Source organism: Paracoccus marinaquae, from assembly GCF_018860165.1.
GTDB lineage: Bacteria > Pseudomonadota > Alphaproteobacteria > Rhodobacterales > Rhodobacteraceae > Paracoccus > Paracoccus marinaquae.
Genome location: NZ_JAHKNG010000005.1, coordinates 124540 through 139602, shown reverse-complemented (window position 1 = coordinate 139602; position 15063 = coordinate 124540). Strand labels below are relative to the sequence as shown.

Below are 15063 nucleotides of genomic sequence, written 5' to 3'. Positions count from 1 at the left end.
TTGTCCCTTATGGCGCGGGCCTCGTCAACTCTTGCCAAGGTCTGACGCGCGCCTGATCCGCCCGTCACGGTGTTGCGCGTTGCCCTCGGCCGCGCGAAGCCCTAGACCGGGCGGCGAACGTGGTAAAGGAGGGCCGCATGGCCGAGATCAAGGACCCCGAGAACACCATCATCATCGAGCTGAAGGACGGTGCCGTCCTCATCGAACTGCTGCCGGATGTCGCGCCGAAACATGCCGAGCGGATGAAGGAACTGGCCCGTGCCGGGAAATACGACAATGTCGCCTTCCACCGCGTCATCGACGGCTTCATGGCCCAGACCGGCGATGTCGAGCATGCCAATATGGAAAAGGACTACAATCCGGGCCGCGCCGGCACCGGAGGGTCCGCCCTGCCGGATCTGCCGGCCGAGTTCTCGAAGCTGCCGCATGACCGCGGCACGCTGGGGGCGGCACGGTCGCAGAACCCGAACAGCGCCAACAGCCAGTTCTTCATCAACTTCAAGGACAACCATTTCCTGAACGGCCAGTACACGGTCTATGGCCGGGTCATCGAGGGGATGGAGCATGTCGACCGGATCCAGCGCGGCGAGCCGCCCGCAAGCCCGGACCGGATGATCTCGGTCAAGGTGGCGGCCGATGCGTAGCCTGGCGATCATCCCGGCCCTTGCGCTGACCGCCGGCACCGCGCTGGCGCAGGTTCCCGCACCCCAGAACACGGATGGTCCCGGTCCCAACATGGTGATCGAGATCGCCGATGCCGCGGGCAATTCCAAGGGCACGATCACGCTGGATCTGCTGGCCGACAAGGCCCCCGGCCATGTCGAGCGCCTGGTCGAGCTGACGAAGGCCGGTGCCTATGACGGGGTGGTCTTCCATCGCGTGATCGCCGACTTCATGGCCCAGACCGGCGATGTTCAGTATGGCAAGCAGGGCGGCGACACCTCGATGGCCGGCATGGGCGGTTCGGACAAGCCCGACCTGCCGGCCGAGTTCAGCGACGTGTCGTTCCAGCCCGGCACCGTCGGCATGGCCCGGGCGCAGAACCCGAACAGCGCCAACAGCCAGTTCTTCATCGATCTCGCCCCGGCGACCTATCTCGACGGGCAATATACCGTCGTCGGCCAGTTGATCGAGGGCTGGGAGGTGCTGAACAGCATCAAGAAGGGCGATGCGGCCGCCAATGGCGCGGTCGATGCACCCGATTACATGGCCAAGGTGACGATCGTCGAATAGGACGCCCGAACCGGCAAAATGAAACGGGAGAAAAGGGGCTTTCGCGGCCCCTTTTTCGCACTTGCGGCAACGCGTCGCACACGCCTATCCTGCGCCATCATGGATATGCAAAGCGCCAGCAATATCACCAGAATCACGCCATCGGCCGCGATCGAGACCTCGCGCCACGGCTGGCGGGCGAAATGCCTGCAACGGCTCGTGCGGATGGAACTGCCGGTGCCGCGCAGCTATGCGATCCCCGCCGAGGCGGTGCAGGCCATCGCCGCCGGGCATCCGGTGCCGATGGCCTCGATGCAGGACCTGTTCAGCTCTCGTGACGGTCTTGTCGGCGTGCGCCCCTCGGCATTCAGGCCGGAATGGGGCGGTCCGGGCACGGTCCTGAATGTCGGCATCAACGACGTCACCCATTCCCGGCTGGCGGCGCATATCGGCCCCGAGAATGCCGACGCGATCTATCTGGATTTCGTGCAGAGCTATGCGATTCACATCGCCCGGCTGGATCCGGACATGTTCAGCCAGTCCGGCGAGAATGCGCTGCACGATGCGCTGCGTTGCTATCGCGACGAGATGGACGAGGATTTCCCGCAGGATCCCTATCGCCAGCTGGCCGAGGTGCTGCGCTCGATGTCGCGGGCCTGGGACGGGCCGACGGCGCGGTTGCTGCGGCAGGCCAAGGGCGCGCCCGCAGATGCGCCGCTGGGGCTGGTGGTGCAGGACATGGCGCTGGCCCTGGGGCCGGGGCTCAGCGGCTCGGGCACGATCCAGTTCGTCGATTCGGTGACCGGCATGCCGCGGGTGACCGGACGGTTCCGCGGCCAGCATCACGGCGAGACCGTCGGCAAGGACGCCAAGACCTTGTATCTGACCCGCGACGAGCGCGGCCCCTCGCTGGAGGAGGTCGCGCCCGGCATCTTCGCCGATCTGGTCCGCTTCGGCATCGCCGCGCGCGAACGGCTGCGCGAGGAAATGCAGATCGAATTCGTGGTGACCGAGGGGCGCATCTCGATCATCGACGCCACCCGGGTCCAGCGCAGTTCGCGCGCCAGCGTCCGCATCGCGGTGGCGATGGCGCTGGACGGCATCATCCCCGAGGCCGAGGCGGTGATGCGGGTCGAACCGCGCGCCCTGGCCGATCTTCTGCACCATCAGGTCGATGCGCGCGCGCCGCGCGATGTCGTGGCCCGCGGCATCAATGCCAGCCCCGGCGCCGCCACCGGACGCATCGTCTTCACCGCCGCCGCGGCGCAGGCCTCCGCCGCCCGCGACGAGGCCTGCATCCTCGTCCGCCGCGAGACCGTGCCCGAGGATATCCGCGGCATGCATGCCTCGGTCGCCGTTCTGACCGAGCGGGGCGGTACCACCAGCCATGCCGCCGTGATCGCGCGCGGGCTGGGCCTGCCCTGCATCGTCGGCGCCTCGGGCCTCAGCATCGACAGCCGCCACCGCACCCTGCGCGCCGGCGACCGGGTTTTCCGCGAGGGCGAGGAGATCACCATCGACGGCACCTCGGGCGAGGTGCTGGCCGGCGCGGCCAAGCTGCTGGAGCCGGCGCTGGACGAGAGTTTCAACCAGCTTCTGGCCTGGGCCGATGCCGCCGGCGGCATCGGCGTGCGCGCCAATGCCGACACCTCCGAGGACGCGCTGACCGCGCGCAAGTTCAACGCCCAGGGCATCGGCCTGTGCCGGACCGAGCACATGTTCTTCGACATGGAGCGGCTGCCGGCCATGCGCGAGATGATCTTTGCCGACAAGCCCGAGGATCGCCGCCTGGCGCTGCAGCGCATCCTGCCGATGCAGCGCCGCGACTTCACGGCCCTGTTCGAGATCATGGCCGGCCTGCCGGTCACCATCCGCCTGTTCGACCCGCCGCTGCACGAATTCCTGCCCCATGACCGCGAAGGGCTGCGCGAACTGGCCGAATCGCTGGACCTGCCGCTGTCGGACGTGACCCGGCGGGTCGAGGCCCTGTCGGAATTCAACCCGATGCTGGGCATGCGCGGCGTGCGGCTGGGGATCACCGTCCCCGAGATCTATGACATGCAGGCCCGTGCCATCTTCGAGGCCACCGTCGAGGCCAGCCATAACGGCGATCCGGTCGTGCCCGAGATCATGATCCCGCTGGTCAGCGCCATGCGCGAGGTCGAACTGGTCAAGAACCGGGTCGACGCCGTGGCCGCCGCCGTCCGCAACGAGCGGCACGCCGATTTCACCTATCGCCTGGGCGTGATGGTCGAGACGCCGCGCGCCGCGCTGCGGGCGGGCGATATCGCCGCCCATTCCGCCTTCCTGTCCTTCGGCACGAACGACCTGACGCAGATGACCTATGGCCTGTCGCGCGACGATGCCGGACGCTTCATGAGCACCTATGTCGGCCAGGGCGTCTATGCCGAGGATCCGTTCCACATCCTCGATCAGGACGGCGTGGGCGAGTTGCTGCTGACCGGCGCGCAGCGGGCCCGCAAGCAGCATCCCGACATCACCATCTCGGTCTGCGGCGAGCATGGCGGCAATCCCGAATCCATCGCCTTCTGTCACGACGCCGGGTTCAACTATGTCTCCTGCTCGCCCTTCCGGGTGCCGGTGGCGCGGCTGGCAGCCGCGCAATCCGCCATCCGCGGCCGCGTCGGCACCAGCTTCTGACCCGACGCCGGGCAAGGCTCTGATCCGGTGATTCGCGCGGTGCAGCATGCATTCTGCAACTGCAAGTTGCTGATTTTCGGTCCGAAACGGTCCTATTTCGATCCAGTTTCGCCGATTCTCGCCAGTTAGCGGGAAACGGTTCGGCGGGAACCTGCCGGAATCAAGGTTAACGCGCCTGTAGCGGCCGTTCCCGGCTCAGCAGCGTGGCGAGGCCGTTCCGGAAAATCTTATTCATGCTTTGCTCATTCGGTGCCGGCCACCTGCTCGCCGCTGTGGCGCCGTTCACGACCTGTCAACGAGACCCGTTTATAGGACTAACCATGATAACGCTGCTCAAGCGGCTGGCGCCTGTGTGTGTGTGCGCCGCCGCGACCACGATTGCCGTTTCCGACTCATCGAAGGCCGGGGGCATAGGCTCGCTGTTTTCGACCAACTCCGCACTGTTCGCCGCCGCGACCGATCCGATGGACCTGCCGCGCGCGAAGCCGCTTCTATACACGGGCACCGAGCCTGTGAAGATCGAAAACGAGGCCGAACAGATCTATCTTGCGCGTGCCACGCCCCGTTATTCCGATGCCGATGTGAACTGCCTCGCCGAGGCCCTGTATCACGAGGCCCGGGGCGAAGGGGCGAAGGGCCAGGCCGCCGTGGCCGAGGTGATCCTGAACCGCGTGGACAGCCGCGCCTTTCCCTCATCCGTCTGCGGCGTGGTCAACCAGCCCAGCCAGTTCAGCTATACGATCGGCGGCCGCAAACCGATTCGCGAAAAATCGGCCTATCGGCGCGCCCTCGCCATCGCCCAGGCGGCACTGGCCGGCGCGCCGCGCACGCTGACGGGCGGGGCGACCTATTTCCACACCCCTGCCGTCCGTCCGGCATGGTCGCGGCGCTTTCAGCGCACGGTGCAGATCGGCCGTCACATCTTCTATCGCCGCGGACAGCGCCTGGCCTCGAACTGAGGCCACCGCGCCGAGGGGGCTTGCCCGCCCCTCGGATTTGCTGTGAATGACTGTCATGCAACAGCCAGACCGCATTCACCTGCGCGATCACGTCATCTCGGCCGAGATAGGCGCCTTCCAGTCCGAGCGCGGCCGCAACCAGCGCCTGCGTTTCGGCCTGAGCGTCGATCTGCGCGATCCGGTCAGCGGTGCCGGCGACGAGGTCGACAGTATCCTGTCCTATGACGTGCTGACCCAGGCGATCGACACCGCCCTGGCCGAGCAGCGCTATGACCTCGTGGAAACGCTGGCCGAACGGATTGCCGCCGAGGTGCTGGCCCATTCCGCCGCCGCCCGGATCGAGGTGACCGTCGAAAAGCTGGACCGCGGCCCCGGTGCGCTTGGGGTCACCATCAGCCGCGACGCCGCCCGCATCGCAGCCCGGCCGCAGAGCCTGCCGGTCGACCTCCTGGTCTGGTCGGCGCCGGGCGCGGGGCCGCAGGGGCCGGTCGTGATCGTTCCCGGCACGCCGCCGCAGCCCGAACCGGCCGGCATCGGCGCGGCGGCCGCACGCCGGATCGCGCTGCTGGCACTGGATCAGGCTGCCTGGGCGCTGGCCGGGACTCTGGGGCTTGAGATCGCCGAAACCCGCACCGAGCTTGAGGCGGCGATCAGGGGGCGCAGCCCCGTGGTCTGGGCCCCGGCCCGCCTGGCCGCCGGCGCAGCCGAGGCCGGACAGAGGCCCGATACCCTTGCCTTCTGGCTGGCGGAACGGCTGTCGGCGCAACAGCTGCGCTTTGCCCTGCCCGACGAGGCCCCTCTGCCCGTCGCGCCCGCCGGCTTCCCGATCCCCCTCGCCCGCGCCTGAACCACGCAGTCCGATGCCTCGCTCCCGTCCCTACTTTCGCCCGCTTCCCCTGCCCCAGGGTGGGCGCTGGCGGCTGGCCGGCGGCTGGGCCGGGTTTTCCGAGTTTGAGCGGCTGGAACGTGGCCAGCCGCCATGCCGCGTCAGCGACGCCCCCGACGAGGTTCTGGCGGCCCTGACGGCGCCACGCGGGCCGCTGCTGGGTCTGGCGCTGGATGTTCCCCGGCTGATGGGGATCGTCAATGCGACGCCGGACAGCTTTTCGGACGGCGGCCATTATGATCCCGTGGCACAGGCCGGGGCGCTGGCGCTGGCGGGCGCGGACATTCTGGATATCGGCGGCGAATCCACCCGGCCGGGCGCCGCCGAAATCACGCCCGGAGACGAGATTGCCCGCATCCGGCCGGTGATCCGGGCGATGGCGGGCCGGACGCCGATCTCGGTCGATACCCGCAAGGCCGATGTGGCCGCGGGGGCGCTGCAGGACGGGGCGGGCATGATCAACGATGTCTCGGGCTTCGATTTCGACCCGACCCTGCCCGCGCTGGTGGCCGCTGCCGGCGTGCCGGTCTGCCTCATGCATGCGCAGGGCCTGCCCGAGACCATGCAGGACGATCCCCGCTACGAGGACGTGTTGCTGGATGTCTATGACGCGCTTGCGGCGCGGATCACGCGGGCCGAGGCTGCGGGCATCGAACGGTCACAAATCGTGATCGATCCGGGTATCGGCTTCGGCAAGACCGAGGCCCATAATCTTGCCATCCTGCGGCGGATTTCGCTGTATCATGGGCTGGGCTGCCCGATCCTGCTGGGCGTGTCGCGCAAGCGCTTCATCGGCAGCATCGGGGGCGCCGAGGTCGCGGCCGAGCGCGTACCCGGCACGCTGGCTCTGACGCTGGCGGCACTGGCGCAGGGGGTGCAGGTCCATCGCGTCCATGACGTGGCGCAGATCCGGCAGGGCATGCGGCTGTGGCAGGCCGTCAACAAGAACGACGAGGCAGGAACATGAACAGGAAGCTTTTCGGAACCGATGGCGTGCGCGGACGGGCCAATACCCATCCGATGACCGCCGAAATGGCGTTGCGGCTGGGCGCGGCGGCCGGGCGGTACTTCCGCCGCGACGGCCGCAACCGGCATCAGGTGGTGATCGGCAAGGACACCCGGCTGTCGGGCTATATGCTGGAAAACGCGCTGACGGCGGGACTGACCTCGACCGGCATGAACGTGCTGCTGCTGGGGCCGGTGCCGACGCCCGCGGTGGGCTATCTGACCCGTTCGATGCGGGCCGATCTGGGGATCATGATCTCGGCCAGCCACAACCCGGCCGAGGATAACGGCATCAAGTTCTTCGGCCCCGACGGGTTCAAGCTGTCCGATCAGGCCGAGGCCGAGATCGAAGCCATCGTCGCCGGCGAGATCGACCCGGCCCAGCCGCAGAATATCGGCCGAGCGAAGCGGATCGACGATGGCCGCGGGCGCTATGTCGAATATGCCAAGACGACCTTTCCGGCCGGGCTGCGCCTTGACGGGATGAAGGTCGTGGTCGACTGCGCCCATGGCGCCGCCTATCGCGCCGCGCCCGAGGTGCTGTGGGAACTGGGCGCCGATGTGGTACCGCTTGGGGTGGAGCCGAACGGGTTCAACATCAATGACGGTGTCGGCAGCACCCATCCCGAAGCCTGCGCCGCGGCCGTGGTGGAGCGCGGCGCCGATCTGGGGATCAGCCTTGACGGCGATGCCGACCGGGTAATCCTCATCGACGAGAAGGGCCGGATGGCCGATGGCGACCAGATCATGGCGCTGCTGGCCTCGCGTTGGGCGCGGCAGGACCGGCTGAAGGGCGGCGCGCTGGTGGCCACGGTGATGTCCAATCTGGGGTTGGAGCATTTCCTGCAGGGCCAGGGATTGCGGCTGGAACGGACCCGCGTCGGTGACCGCTATGTCGTCGAGCGGATGCGCGAATCCGGCTTCAACCTGGGCGGCGAGCAGTCGGGCCATATCGTGATGACCGATTACGCGACCACCGGCGACGGCCTGATCGCGGCGCTGCAATTCCTGGCCGCCATGACCGAGACCGGCATGACCGCGAGCAGCCTCGCCCGCCAGTTCGAGCCGGTGCCGCAGCTGCTGAAGAACGTGCGCTATGCGGTGGGTGCCGACCCGCTTTCGGTCGAGGCGGTGCGCAGCGTGATCGCCGATGCCGAGGCACGGCTGGCCGGATCGGGCCGGGTGCTGATCCGCAAATCGGGCACCGAGCCGCTGATCCGGGTGATGGCCGAGGCCACGGACGAGACCGTCCTGCACGAGGTCGTGGACGGGATCGTGGCGGCCGTCGAACGGGCCGCGTAAGGCGGCCCGCCGCACCCGTAGGGCGGCGGCTTTTTTGCGTCCCGCGATGGCCGGGGGCGCTGCCCCCGGACCCCCGAGGTATTTGGAAAGAGCGCGAGGGGATTACGGTCGTTCCGCGACCGGATCGTAGTCGTAGAGCCAGTCGAAGCGGCCGAGGAGGCGTCCGGGTGCGAGGCGGCTGGCGGCGCGGAGCAGGCTGTGGCCCGCGCGGCGTTTCAGGCCGGTCAGGTGATAGTTGCGGGCATTGGCATTGGCCGCAGCGACGATCCGGGTGACCCGCGGCCGGCGCAGGGCCTCGAAGCGGGCGAGCGCCCGCGGCTGATCGGGTTCGGCGTCGAGGCAGGCAGCCAGAAGCCAGGCATCCTCGATCGCCATCACCGCCCCCTGCGCCATGAAGGGCAGCGTCGGATGGGCGGCGTCGCCGATCAGGACCGCACGGCCATCCTGCCAGATGCGGGCGACCTCGTGCCGGAAGAGGCCCCAGACATGGGTCTCATTGACCGCAGCCAGCCAGTCTGGGACCCGGCCGCCGAAGCCGGCGAAGGCCCGGCGCAGATTACCGGGATCATCGCGATGCGCCCAGCCTTCCGCCTGCCATTCGTGACGTTCGAGCACGGCGACGAGATTGCGCCGCCCACCGGCCAGCGGATAGCTGACGAGATGCCGGCCGGGGCCCATGAACACTTCGGCCTCGGGTCGGGCATCGCCGCGATCCGGGATCAGGCAGCGCCAGGCCGTCTGATGGGTGAAGAATGGCACCTCGCGCCCGTTCAGCACCGCGCGCACCATGCTGCGCAAGCCGTCGGCGCCGATCACCAGCGGCGCATCTGGAAGCCGGTCGACCTCGTGATCCAGCGCGATCCGCACCCCGGCCTCCTGCGCCGCCTGCGTCAGCAGGGCGATCAGGCTGGCCCGGTGGATCAGGCGGAACTCGTCGGCCGGCCGGTGGCGGACCAGATCGAGCCGGGCGACAGGCGCGCCGGATGCATCGCGAAGCTGCACCGCATGGCTGCGCAAGGAGGCGCGGGCCATCCCGCCGGAAAGCCCGAGTTCTGCCAGAACCCGCATGGCATTGGGCGAGATCTGCAGCCCGGCGCCGACCTCGCGGATCTCTGGCGCGCGCTCGAGGACGCGCACGCGCGCGCCACGGCGGGCCAGCGCGAGGGCGGCGGTCAGCCCGGCGATGCCGGCGCCGACGATCTCGACCCCGCGGTCGCGCAGCGCGCCAGTCATATCGGATGTGCGGCCGAGGCCAGCGGCGCGTCGGCCAGAACACCCGGCGGGCGCTGCCCCCCGGCGGCAAAGCTGACGCGGGAGGTTCCGGCGGCGGTGATGATGCCCTTGTCCGCAACGGCGCGCGGCTGGTCACGATAATCCGACGCGTCGGCGTCACCGGCCAGATCCGTGACATGCGGCCCGCCCGTCGACCGGGCGCCGCCGCCCGGGGGGGCATGGCTGACCCGCAAGCCATAAAAATCCCCGCCGAACCCGGAGATCAGCGGGGTTTCCCGATCGGCATGATTATCCGGCAGAACGATCAGGACGGACTTTGATGCGGGTTGCATCATCCGTGCCTCCGCAGGTTGCCGCCCACAGCGGACGCGAGCAACGGCGCCAGCACCTGGCTGTTGCCGCGCTCAGTTGTCGCGATGCACACGCTCGCGCCGCTCGTGCTTTTCCTGCGCTTCCAGCGTCATCGTCGCGATCGGGCGCGCATCCAGCCGCTTGAGGCTGATCGGCTCGCCGCTCATTTCGCAATAGCCGTATTCGCCGGTCTCGATCCGGCGCAGCGCGGAGTCGATCTTGCTGACCAGCTTGCGCTGACGGTCGCGGGTGCGCAGTTCCAGGGCGCGGTCGGTTTCCTCGCTGGCCCGGTCGGCAAGATCGGGAACCGAACGGGCGCTGTCCTGCAGACCCTCCAGTGTTTCGGCCGACTGCTCCAGCAGTTCCTGCTTCCATGCTTCCAGCTTGCGCCTGAAATATTCAAGCTGGCGTTCGTTCATGAACGGCTCGTCCTCGGCGGGACGATAGTCTTGCGGAAGGAAGGTCTGGGCTTTCATTTGTCCTCCGGCGGCGCCGGTCGGTCCTGAAATCCGGCACCTTGCGGCCCACTTAAAGGATGATCTGGTGGTTGTCACTAGCCCAATACGCGCTATTTGTGCATCCGGCCGGTGGCGAACTTTGCTGGTTCACCGAATGGCACAGGTTCGGGCAAGCTTTTCACGGAAAAGGAGAGTTTTATGCAATTCCAGGGCACCGCGCACTATGTCGCGCCGCCGGAACTGGCCATCGCGGTGAATGCCGCCGTGACGCTGGAACGCCCGCTGCTGGTCAAGGGCGAGCCCGGCACCGGCAAGACCGAACTGGCCCGGCAGGTCGCCGCGAGCCTTGGCCTGCCGATCATCGAATGGCATGTGAAATCAACCACCAAGGCGCAGCAGGGCCTGTATATATACGATGCCGTCAGCCGGCTGCGCGACAGCCAGCTGGGAGACGAGCGCGTCCATGACGTCGCCAACTATATCCGCAAGGGCAAGCTGTGGCAGGCGTTCGAGGCGGATCAGAAGATCGTGCTGCTGATCGACGAGATCGACAAGGCGGATATCGAGTTTCCGAACGACCTGCTGCAGGAACTCGACCGGATGGAGTTTCACGTTTACGAGACCGGCCAGACCGTCCGCGCAAGGCAGCGCCCGGTCGTCGTCATCACCTCGAACAACGAAAAGGAACTGCCCGACGCCTTCCTGCGCCGCTGCTTCTTCCACTATATCCGCTTTCCCGACCCGGAAACGCTGCGCGCCATCGTCGCGGTCCACCATCCCGGTCTGAAGACGCGGCTGCTGGACGAAGCGCTGACCCAGTTCTTCGAGCTGCGCGAGGCACCGGGACTGAAGAAAAAGCCCTCGACCAGCGAATTGCTGGACTGGCTCAAGCTGATCCTGGCCGAGGATCTGTCGCCCGAGGATCTTCGGCGCGACCCCGGCGAGATGCTTCCGAAGCTGCACGGCGCACTGCTGAAGAACGAACAGGACGTGGCCCTGTTCGAAAAGCTGGCCTTCATGGCCCGCCGGCAGGGCCGCTAGGCGGGGGCGGCGCGCCCTCAGCCCGCGCCCTGTCCTGCGCCCGTCTCGTGCAGGTAGTGCCGCACGGCGTCGGCCACATGCCGAAAGCGGTCGCCGCCCAGATGCCTGCCGCCATACCAGCGGGTGACGATCACGACGTGATCTTGCACCCCGGCCCGCTCCAGCATCTGCAGGATCAGCGTCCCGGCGCCGGTCTCGCCATCGTCATCCTTCACCGGCTCGCCCGACAGGATCGCCGCCCAGCTGTGATGCGTGGCCCTGGCAAAGCGCTTGCTCCGCTTCAGACCGGCAAGCAGCGCGGCCACCTCCTCGCGGCTCGCCGCCGCCCCGCCCGAGACGGCATAGCGTGACCCGCGATCCGTGATGATCCTGTCAAAGACCTGCATCCGGCCCCTCGCACTCTTTGCAAGTACCTCGGGGGAGGCGCGCGGCACGCGCGACGGGGGCAGCGCCCCCGCCCCGGCCTGCATCCTCACTCGGCGTCGAGGAATGCGCGGATCCGCTCTCCGGCCTGGGCAATGTTCACCACCCCGTCCAGATGCCCGCGCGTGCCCTGCAACTCGACGATCTCGACCGGGGTTCCGTCGGATCTGATGATCGCCCCGGTCTCCCGCACGGCATCGCCCGGAAAGACCAGATCCTCATCGGTATGGATCAGCATCACCGGCACGTCGATGTCCAGCAGGCCCTGATAGAGGCTCCCCTCCGGCTGCCCGGCCACGAACATCTGGTTGGCACGCACCAGATAGAGAAAATGATTGGCATCCGACACCGACGCCCGCGACGCGCCCGCGCCATTCAGCACATTGACGATGTTGTAGTCATTCTCCCATCCCTGCCCCGGATCGGCCCCGGCCTCGGCCCAGGCGCGGCCAAAGGTGCCGTTCGACCATTCCGGCGAGTTGGCATGCAGGGTCAGGATCTTCAGCGCCTGCGCCAGCCCGGCATCGGGCGCCGCACCGCCGTAATAGTCGCCGCCATTCCAGTTCGGGTCCAGCCGGATCGGCGCCGCCCAGATGTCCAGCCAGGCGATCAGATCGGCGTCGGCCCAGCCCGAGGCGATCACCGGGATCACCCGGTCCAGCCGGTCGGGATAGCGCGCCGCCCATTCATAGCTCTGCAGGCCGCCCATCGAGGCACCCATCACCGCATGCCATTTCTCGATCCCCAGCTGATCCATCAGGCCCTTCTGGGTATCGACGAAATCGCCGATGGTCAGGATCGGAAAATCCATCCCCCAGGGCTTGCCCATCGCCGGGTTGATCGTGGCCGGCCCGGTGGTGATGACATTCGGATCCTTCGCCCCCAGATTGACGGGCGAATCGACCGAGACGACGAAATACCTGTCGGTGTCGATCGGCCTGCCCGAGCCGATGATCGCATCCCAATATCCTGGTGCTGCATCGTCGGGGCTGTATTTCCCCGCCGCATGGCTGCTGCCGCTGAAGAAATGCGGGATCAGGATGGCATTGTCCCGGGCCCCGTTCAGCGTGCCATAGGTCTCATAGCCCAGCCGCATCTCGGGGATCACCTCGCCGCCGCGGGTCTGAAAACCGGTCAGGGTGAATTCCTGCTTCTCGACCAGCGGCTCATAGGCCGCCGCCGGTCCGGCCAGCAGGGCCGCAATCAGGATCGTCTGGCGCATGTCGTCCTCTCCGTCGTGATACCGGGATGCATGGAACATGCGACCCGCGCGGAAGTCCAGCCTCACCCCCGGCGCGTGCGACGTACATAAAGCTCCAGCCGGTGATGGACGATCTCATAGCCCATCTCGGCGGCGATCTCGGCCTGCAGCCGCTCGATCCGGTCACTGGTGAATTCCATCACCTCGCCGGTCTCGACATCGATCATGTGGTCATGATGGTGCGGGTCCGTCACCTCCCAGCGGGCCGGCTGATCCTGCAACTCCAGCTTCTCGATGACGCCCTGCGCCTGCAGGGTGGTCAGGGTGCGATAGACCGTGGCCAGCGACACCCCTGCCCCGGCCGCCTCGGCCCGCGCATGCAGCTCGGCCGCGTCGGGATGATCCGCGCTGGCCGCGATCACCCGCAAGAGCGCCGCCCGCTGCCGCGTAAGCCTGACCCCCGCTTCACGCAGCGCCGTTTCAAGCTGTCTCACCCGCGTCTCGCCCATGTCCCAGCAATGCCCCAGATCGGGGCCAGTTGCAACTGGTTCGCAACCATTGACAGTTGCGAACGATTCGCAGATAAGCCGCGGGATGACCCGCCTCCTCGCCGCCCTGCTGATCTGGTTTTCGCTTCCCGCCGACGCCGCGCGGGCCGAGGACTCACGGCTGAAGGTCGCCACCACCTTCACCATCATCGCCGACATGGCCCGCAACGTGGCCGGCGACCTGGCCGTGGTCGAATCGATCACCCGCCCGGGCGCCGATATCCACAACTACCAGCCGACACCGCGGGACCTTGTCCGGGCCACCGGCGCCGATCTGATTCTGGCCAACGGGCTGAACCTGGAGCTGTGGTTCCAGCAATTCCTCGACAAGCTGGGCGATGTGCCGACCGCCGTGGTCAGCGAGGGTATCGCGCCCATTGCCATCAGCGGCGGCGATTACGACGGCAAGCCCAACCCGCATGGCTGGATGGCGCTGGATTCGGCGCTGATCTATGTCGACAACATCGCTGCCGCGCTGGCCGCGGCCGACCCCGCCAACGCCGCCGCCTACCGGGCCAATGCCGAAGACTACAAGGCCAGGATCAGCGCCACCATCGCGCCGCTGCGCGAGGCTGCGCGAACCCTTCCCGAACCCCGCCGCTGGCTGGTCACGTCCGAGGGCGCCTTCTCCTATCTGGCCCGCGATTTCGGCCTGAACGAGCTGTTCCTGTGGCCGATCAACGCCGATGCGCAGGGCACGCCGCAGCAGGTCCGCCATGTCATCGACACCATCCGCGTGACCGGCGCCCCGGCGGTGTTTTCCGAAAGCACCGTCTCGGACCGCCCGGCCCGCCGCATCGCCGCCGAGACCGGCGCCCGCTACGGCGGCACCCTGTATGTGGACAGCCTTTCCGACGCCGGCGGCCCGGTGCCGACCTATCTGGACCTGCTGCGGGTCACCAGCGCGACCATTGTCGAGGAGCTAAAGGATGACTGAGGGCATCGAGGTCAACGACCTCACCGTCACTTATCGCAACGGCCACACCGCCCTGCGCGGGACAAGCTTCACCGTTCCCGAAGGCTCGGTGACCGCGCTGGTGGGGGTGAACGGCGCCGGAAAATCGACCCTGTTCAAGGCGCTGATGGGGTTCATTCCGGGCGCCCGCGGCCATGTCCGCATCCTCGGGCACGAGGTCGATGACGCGCTGGCCGCCAATCTCGTGGCCTATGTCCCGCAGGCCGAAGAAGTCGACTGGACCTTCCCGGTCCTGGTCGAGGACGTGGTGATGATGGGCCGTTACGGCCATATGGGCTTCTTCCGCCGCCCGCGCCCGGCCGATCATCAGGCCGTGACCGACGCATTGGCCCGCGTCAACATGGCCGAATTCCGCCACCGCCAGATCGGCGAACTGTCGGGCGGCCAGAAAAAGCGCGTCTTCCTCGCCCGGGCGCTGGCCCAGAACGCCCGCGTGATCCTGCTGGACGAGCCCTTCACCGGCGTCGACGTGAAGACCGAAGAGGCGATCATCGCGCTGCTGCGCGAGATGCGCGACGAGGGCCGGGTCATGCTGGTCTCGACCCACGATCTCGGCGCGGTGCCAGAATATTGCGACCGGGTGGTGATCGTGAAGGGCACGGTGCTGGCCGCCGGCCCGACCGAGACCACCTTCACTCCGGAAAACCTCAAGCGCGCCTTCGGCGGCGTGCTGCGCCATTTCGTCCTCGCCGGCCGCGACCTGCACGAGGATTCCGACCAGCGCGCGGTCGATGTCTTCACCGATGACGAACGCCCGCTGGTCTTCTATGACGACCGCCCCCGCACGAGGGACAGCGCATGACCCCT

General features: G+C 67.8%; 16 protein-coding genes. 10 read left to right on the top strand and 6 right to left on the bottom strand.

Annotated features, from left to right (window positions below):
• Positions 1 to 137 precede the first annotated feature (137 nt).
• The 7 genes from KNW02_RS05160 (at position 138) to glmM (ending at position 8025) form a co-directional block, all read left to right on the top strand.
• A complete protein-coding gene (locus tag KNW02_RS05160) occupies positions 138 to 644 on the top strand; it encodes a peptidylprolyl isomerase (protein WP_216032198.1) in 507 nt (168 codons plus the stop codon).
• On the top strand, positions 637 to 1233 hold the full coding sequence (locus tag KNW02_RS05155) for a peptidylprolyl isomerase (RefSeq protein WP_216032197.1): 597 nt from the start codon (positions 637 to 639) through the stop codon (positions 1231 to 1233). Before KNW02_RS05160 ends, KNW02_RS05155 begins: the two co-directional genes overlap by 8 nt.
• Before the next feature lie 99 nt (positions 1234 to 1332).
• Positions 1333 to 3873 carry a putative PEP-binding protein gene (locus KNW02_RS05150; RefSeq protein ID WP_216032196.1) on the top strand — a complete coding sequence of 847 codons (2541 nt, stop codon included), beginning with the start codon at positions 1333 to 1335 and terminating at the stop codon, positions 3871 to 3873.
• 320 nt (positions 3874 to 4193) lie between these two features.
• Positions 4194 to 4832 carry a cell wall hydrolase gene (locus KNW02_RS05145; protein ID WP_252733460.1) on the top strand — a complete coding sequence of 213 codons (639 nt, stop codon included), beginning with the start codon at positions 4194 to 4196 and terminating at the stop codon, positions 4830 to 4832.
• Positions 4833 to 4887: 55 nt separating this feature from the next.
• Positions 4888 to 5679 carry a dihydroneopterin aldolase gene (locus KNW02_RS05140; RefSeq protein ID WP_216032195.1) on the top strand — a complete coding sequence of 264 codons (792 nt, stop codon included), beginning with the start codon at positions 4888 to 4890 and terminating at the stop codon, positions 5677 to 5679.
• Between the two features lie 13 nt (positions 5680 to 5692).
• Entirely contained in the window at positions 5693 to 6685 is a 993-nt protein-coding gene (gene folP / locus KNW02_RS05135; protein ID WP_216032194.1) for a dihydropteroate synthase, read from the top strand.
• A complete protein-coding gene (gene glmM / locus KNW02_RS05130; RefSeq protein ID WP_216032193.1) occupies positions 6682 to 8025 on the top strand; it encodes a phosphoglucosamine mutase in 1344 nt (447 codons plus the stop codon). Before folP ends, glmM begins: the two co-directional genes overlap by 4 nt.
• Positions 8026 to 8127: 102 nt before the next feature.
• Here the strand turns inward: glmM and KNW02_RS05125 are convergent, their stop codons facing one another.
• The 3 genes from KNW02_RS05125 to dksA form a co-directional block, all read right to left on the bottom strand.
• The gene (locus KNW02_RS05125) at positions 8128 to 9258 is read right to left on the bottom strand and encodes an FAD-dependent oxidoreductase (RefSeq protein ID WP_216032192.1); all 1131 of its coding nucleotides are present in this window, start codon (positions 9256 to 9258) and stop codon (positions 8128 to 8130) included.
• Positions 9255 to 9593 carry a type 1 glutamine amidotransferase family protein gene (locus tag KNW02_RS05120; RefSeq protein ID WP_216032191.1) on the bottom strand — a complete coding sequence of 113 codons (339 nt, stop codon included), beginning with the start codon at positions 9591 to 9593 and terminating at the stop codon, positions 9255 to 9257. Before KNW02_RS05120 ends, KNW02_RS05125 begins: the two co-directional genes overlap by 4 nt.
• Before the next feature lie 69 nt (positions 9594 to 9662).
• The gene (dksA, locus tag KNW02_RS05115) at positions 9663 to 10085 is read right to left on the bottom strand and encodes an RNA polymerase-binding protein DksA (protein WP_216032190.1); all 423 of its coding nucleotides are present in this window, start codon (positions 10083 to 10085) and stop codon (positions 9663 to 9665) included.
• A 180-nt stretch (positions 10086 to 10265) separates the two neighbouring features.
• Between dksA and KNW02_RS05110 the strand changes: the two genes are divergently transcribed.
• A complete protein-coding gene (locus tag KNW02_RS05110; protein WP_216032189.1) occupies positions 10266 to 11108 on the top strand; it encodes an AAA family ATPase in 843 nt (280 codons plus the stop codon).
• Positions 11109 to 11125: 17 nt separating this feature from the next.
• On the opposite strand, the gene KNW02_RS05105 is transcribed toward KNW02_RS05110, so the two are convergent.
• From KNW02_RS05105 to KNW02_RS05095, 3 genes are all read right to left on the bottom strand, one after another.
• Positions 11126 to 11494: a YigZ family protein gene (locus KNW02_RS05105; RefSeq protein WP_216032188.1), complete on the bottom strand. Its 369-nt coding sequence runs from the start codon at positions 11492 to 11494 to the stop codon at positions 11126 to 11128.
• A gap of 86 nt (positions 11495 to 11580) precedes the next feature.
• Positions 11581 to 12753, bottom strand: coding sequence for an E22 family MetX-like putative esterase (locus KNW02_RS05100; RefSeq protein WP_216032187.1), 1173 nt, complete (start codon positions 12751 to 12753; stop codon positions 11581 to 11583).
• Positions 12754 to 12815: 62 nt separating this feature from the next.
• Positions 12816 to 13241, bottom strand: coding sequence for a Fur family transcriptional regulator (locus KNW02_RS05095; RefSeq protein ID WP_216032186.1), 426 nt, complete (start codon positions 13239 to 13241; stop codon positions 12816 to 12818).
• 85 nt (positions 13242 to 13326) lie between these two features.
• On the opposite strand from KNW02_RS05095, the gene KNW02_RS05090 reads away from it, so the two are divergent.
• On the top strand, positions 13327 to 14217 hold the full coding sequence (locus KNW02_RS05090) for a metal ABC transporter substrate-binding protein (protein WP_216032185.1): 891 nt from the start codon (positions 13327 to 13329) through the stop codon (positions 14215 to 14217).
• On the top strand, positions 14210 to 15058 hold the full coding sequence (locus tag KNW02_RS05085) for a manganese/iron ABC transporter ATP-binding protein (RefSeq protein ID WP_216032184.1): 849 nt from the start codon (positions 14210 to 14212) through the stop codon (positions 15056 to 15058). Before KNW02_RS05090 ends, KNW02_RS05085 begins: the two co-directional genes overlap by 8 nt.
• Positions 15059 to 15063 lie beyond the last annotated feature (5 nt).

Coding starts and splice junctions, on each gene's coding strand:
- KNW02_RS05160 (WP_216032198.1), top strand. CDS start 138: ATGGCCGAGATCAAGGACCCCGAGAACACCATCATCATCGAGCTGAAG.
- KNW02_RS05140 (WP_216032195.1), top strand. CDS start 4,888: ATGCAACAGCCAGACCGCATTCACCTGCGCGATCACGTCATCTCGGCC.
- dksA (WP_216032190.1), bottom strand. CDS start 10,085: ATGAAAGCCCAGACCTTCCTTCCGCAAGACTATCGTCCCGCCGAGGAC.
- KNW02_RS05125 (WP_216032192.1), bottom strand. CDS start 9,258: ATGACTGGCGCGCTGCGCGACCGCGGGGTCGAGATCGTCGGCGCCGGC.
- KNW02_RS05145 (WP_252733460.1), top strand. CDS start 4,194: ATGATAACGCTGCTCAAGCGGCTGGCGCCTGTGTGTGTGTGCGCCGCC.
- KNW02_RS05095 (WP_216032186.1), bottom strand. CDS start 13,241: ATGGGCGAGACGCGGGTGAGACAGCTTGAAACGGCGCTGCGTGAAGCG.
- glmM (WP_216032193.1), top strand. CDS start 6,682: ATGAACAGGAAGCTTTTCGGAACCGATGGCGTGCGCGGACGGGCCAAT.
- KNW02_RS05120 (WP_216032191.1), bottom strand. CDS start 9,593: ATGATGCAACCCGCATCAAAGTCCGTCCTGATCGTTCTGCCGGATAAT.
- KNW02_RS05150 (WP_216032196.1), top strand. CDS start 1,333: ATGGATATGCAAAGCGCCAGCAATATCACCAGAATCACGCCATCGGCC.
- KNW02_RS05155 (WP_216032197.1), top strand. CDS start 637: ATGCGTAGCCTGGCGATCATCCCGGCCCTTGCGCTGACCGCCGGCACC.
- KNW02_RS05100 (WP_216032187.1), bottom strand. CDS start 12,753: ATGCGCCAGACGATCCTGATTGCGGCCCTGCTGGCCGGACCGGCGGCG.
- folP (WP_216032194.1), top strand. CDS start 5,693: ATGCCTCGCTCCCGTCCCTACTTTCGCCCGCTTCCCCTGCCCCAGGGT.
- KNW02_RS05105 (WP_216032188.1), bottom strand. CDS start 11,494: ATGCAGGTCTTTGACAGGATCATCACGGATCGCGGGTCACGCTATGCC.
- KNW02_RS05110 (WP_216032189.1), top strand. CDS start 10,266: ATGCAATTCCAGGGCACCGCGCACTATGTCGCGCCGCCGGAACTGGCC.
- KNW02_RS05085 (WP_216032184.1), top strand. CDS start 14,210: ATGACTGAGGGCATCGAGGTCAACGACCTCACCGTCACTTATCGCAAC.
- KNW02_RS05090 (WP_216032185.1), top strand. CDS start 13,327: ATGACCCGCCTCCTCGCCGCCCTGCTGATCTGGTTTTCGCTTCCCGCC.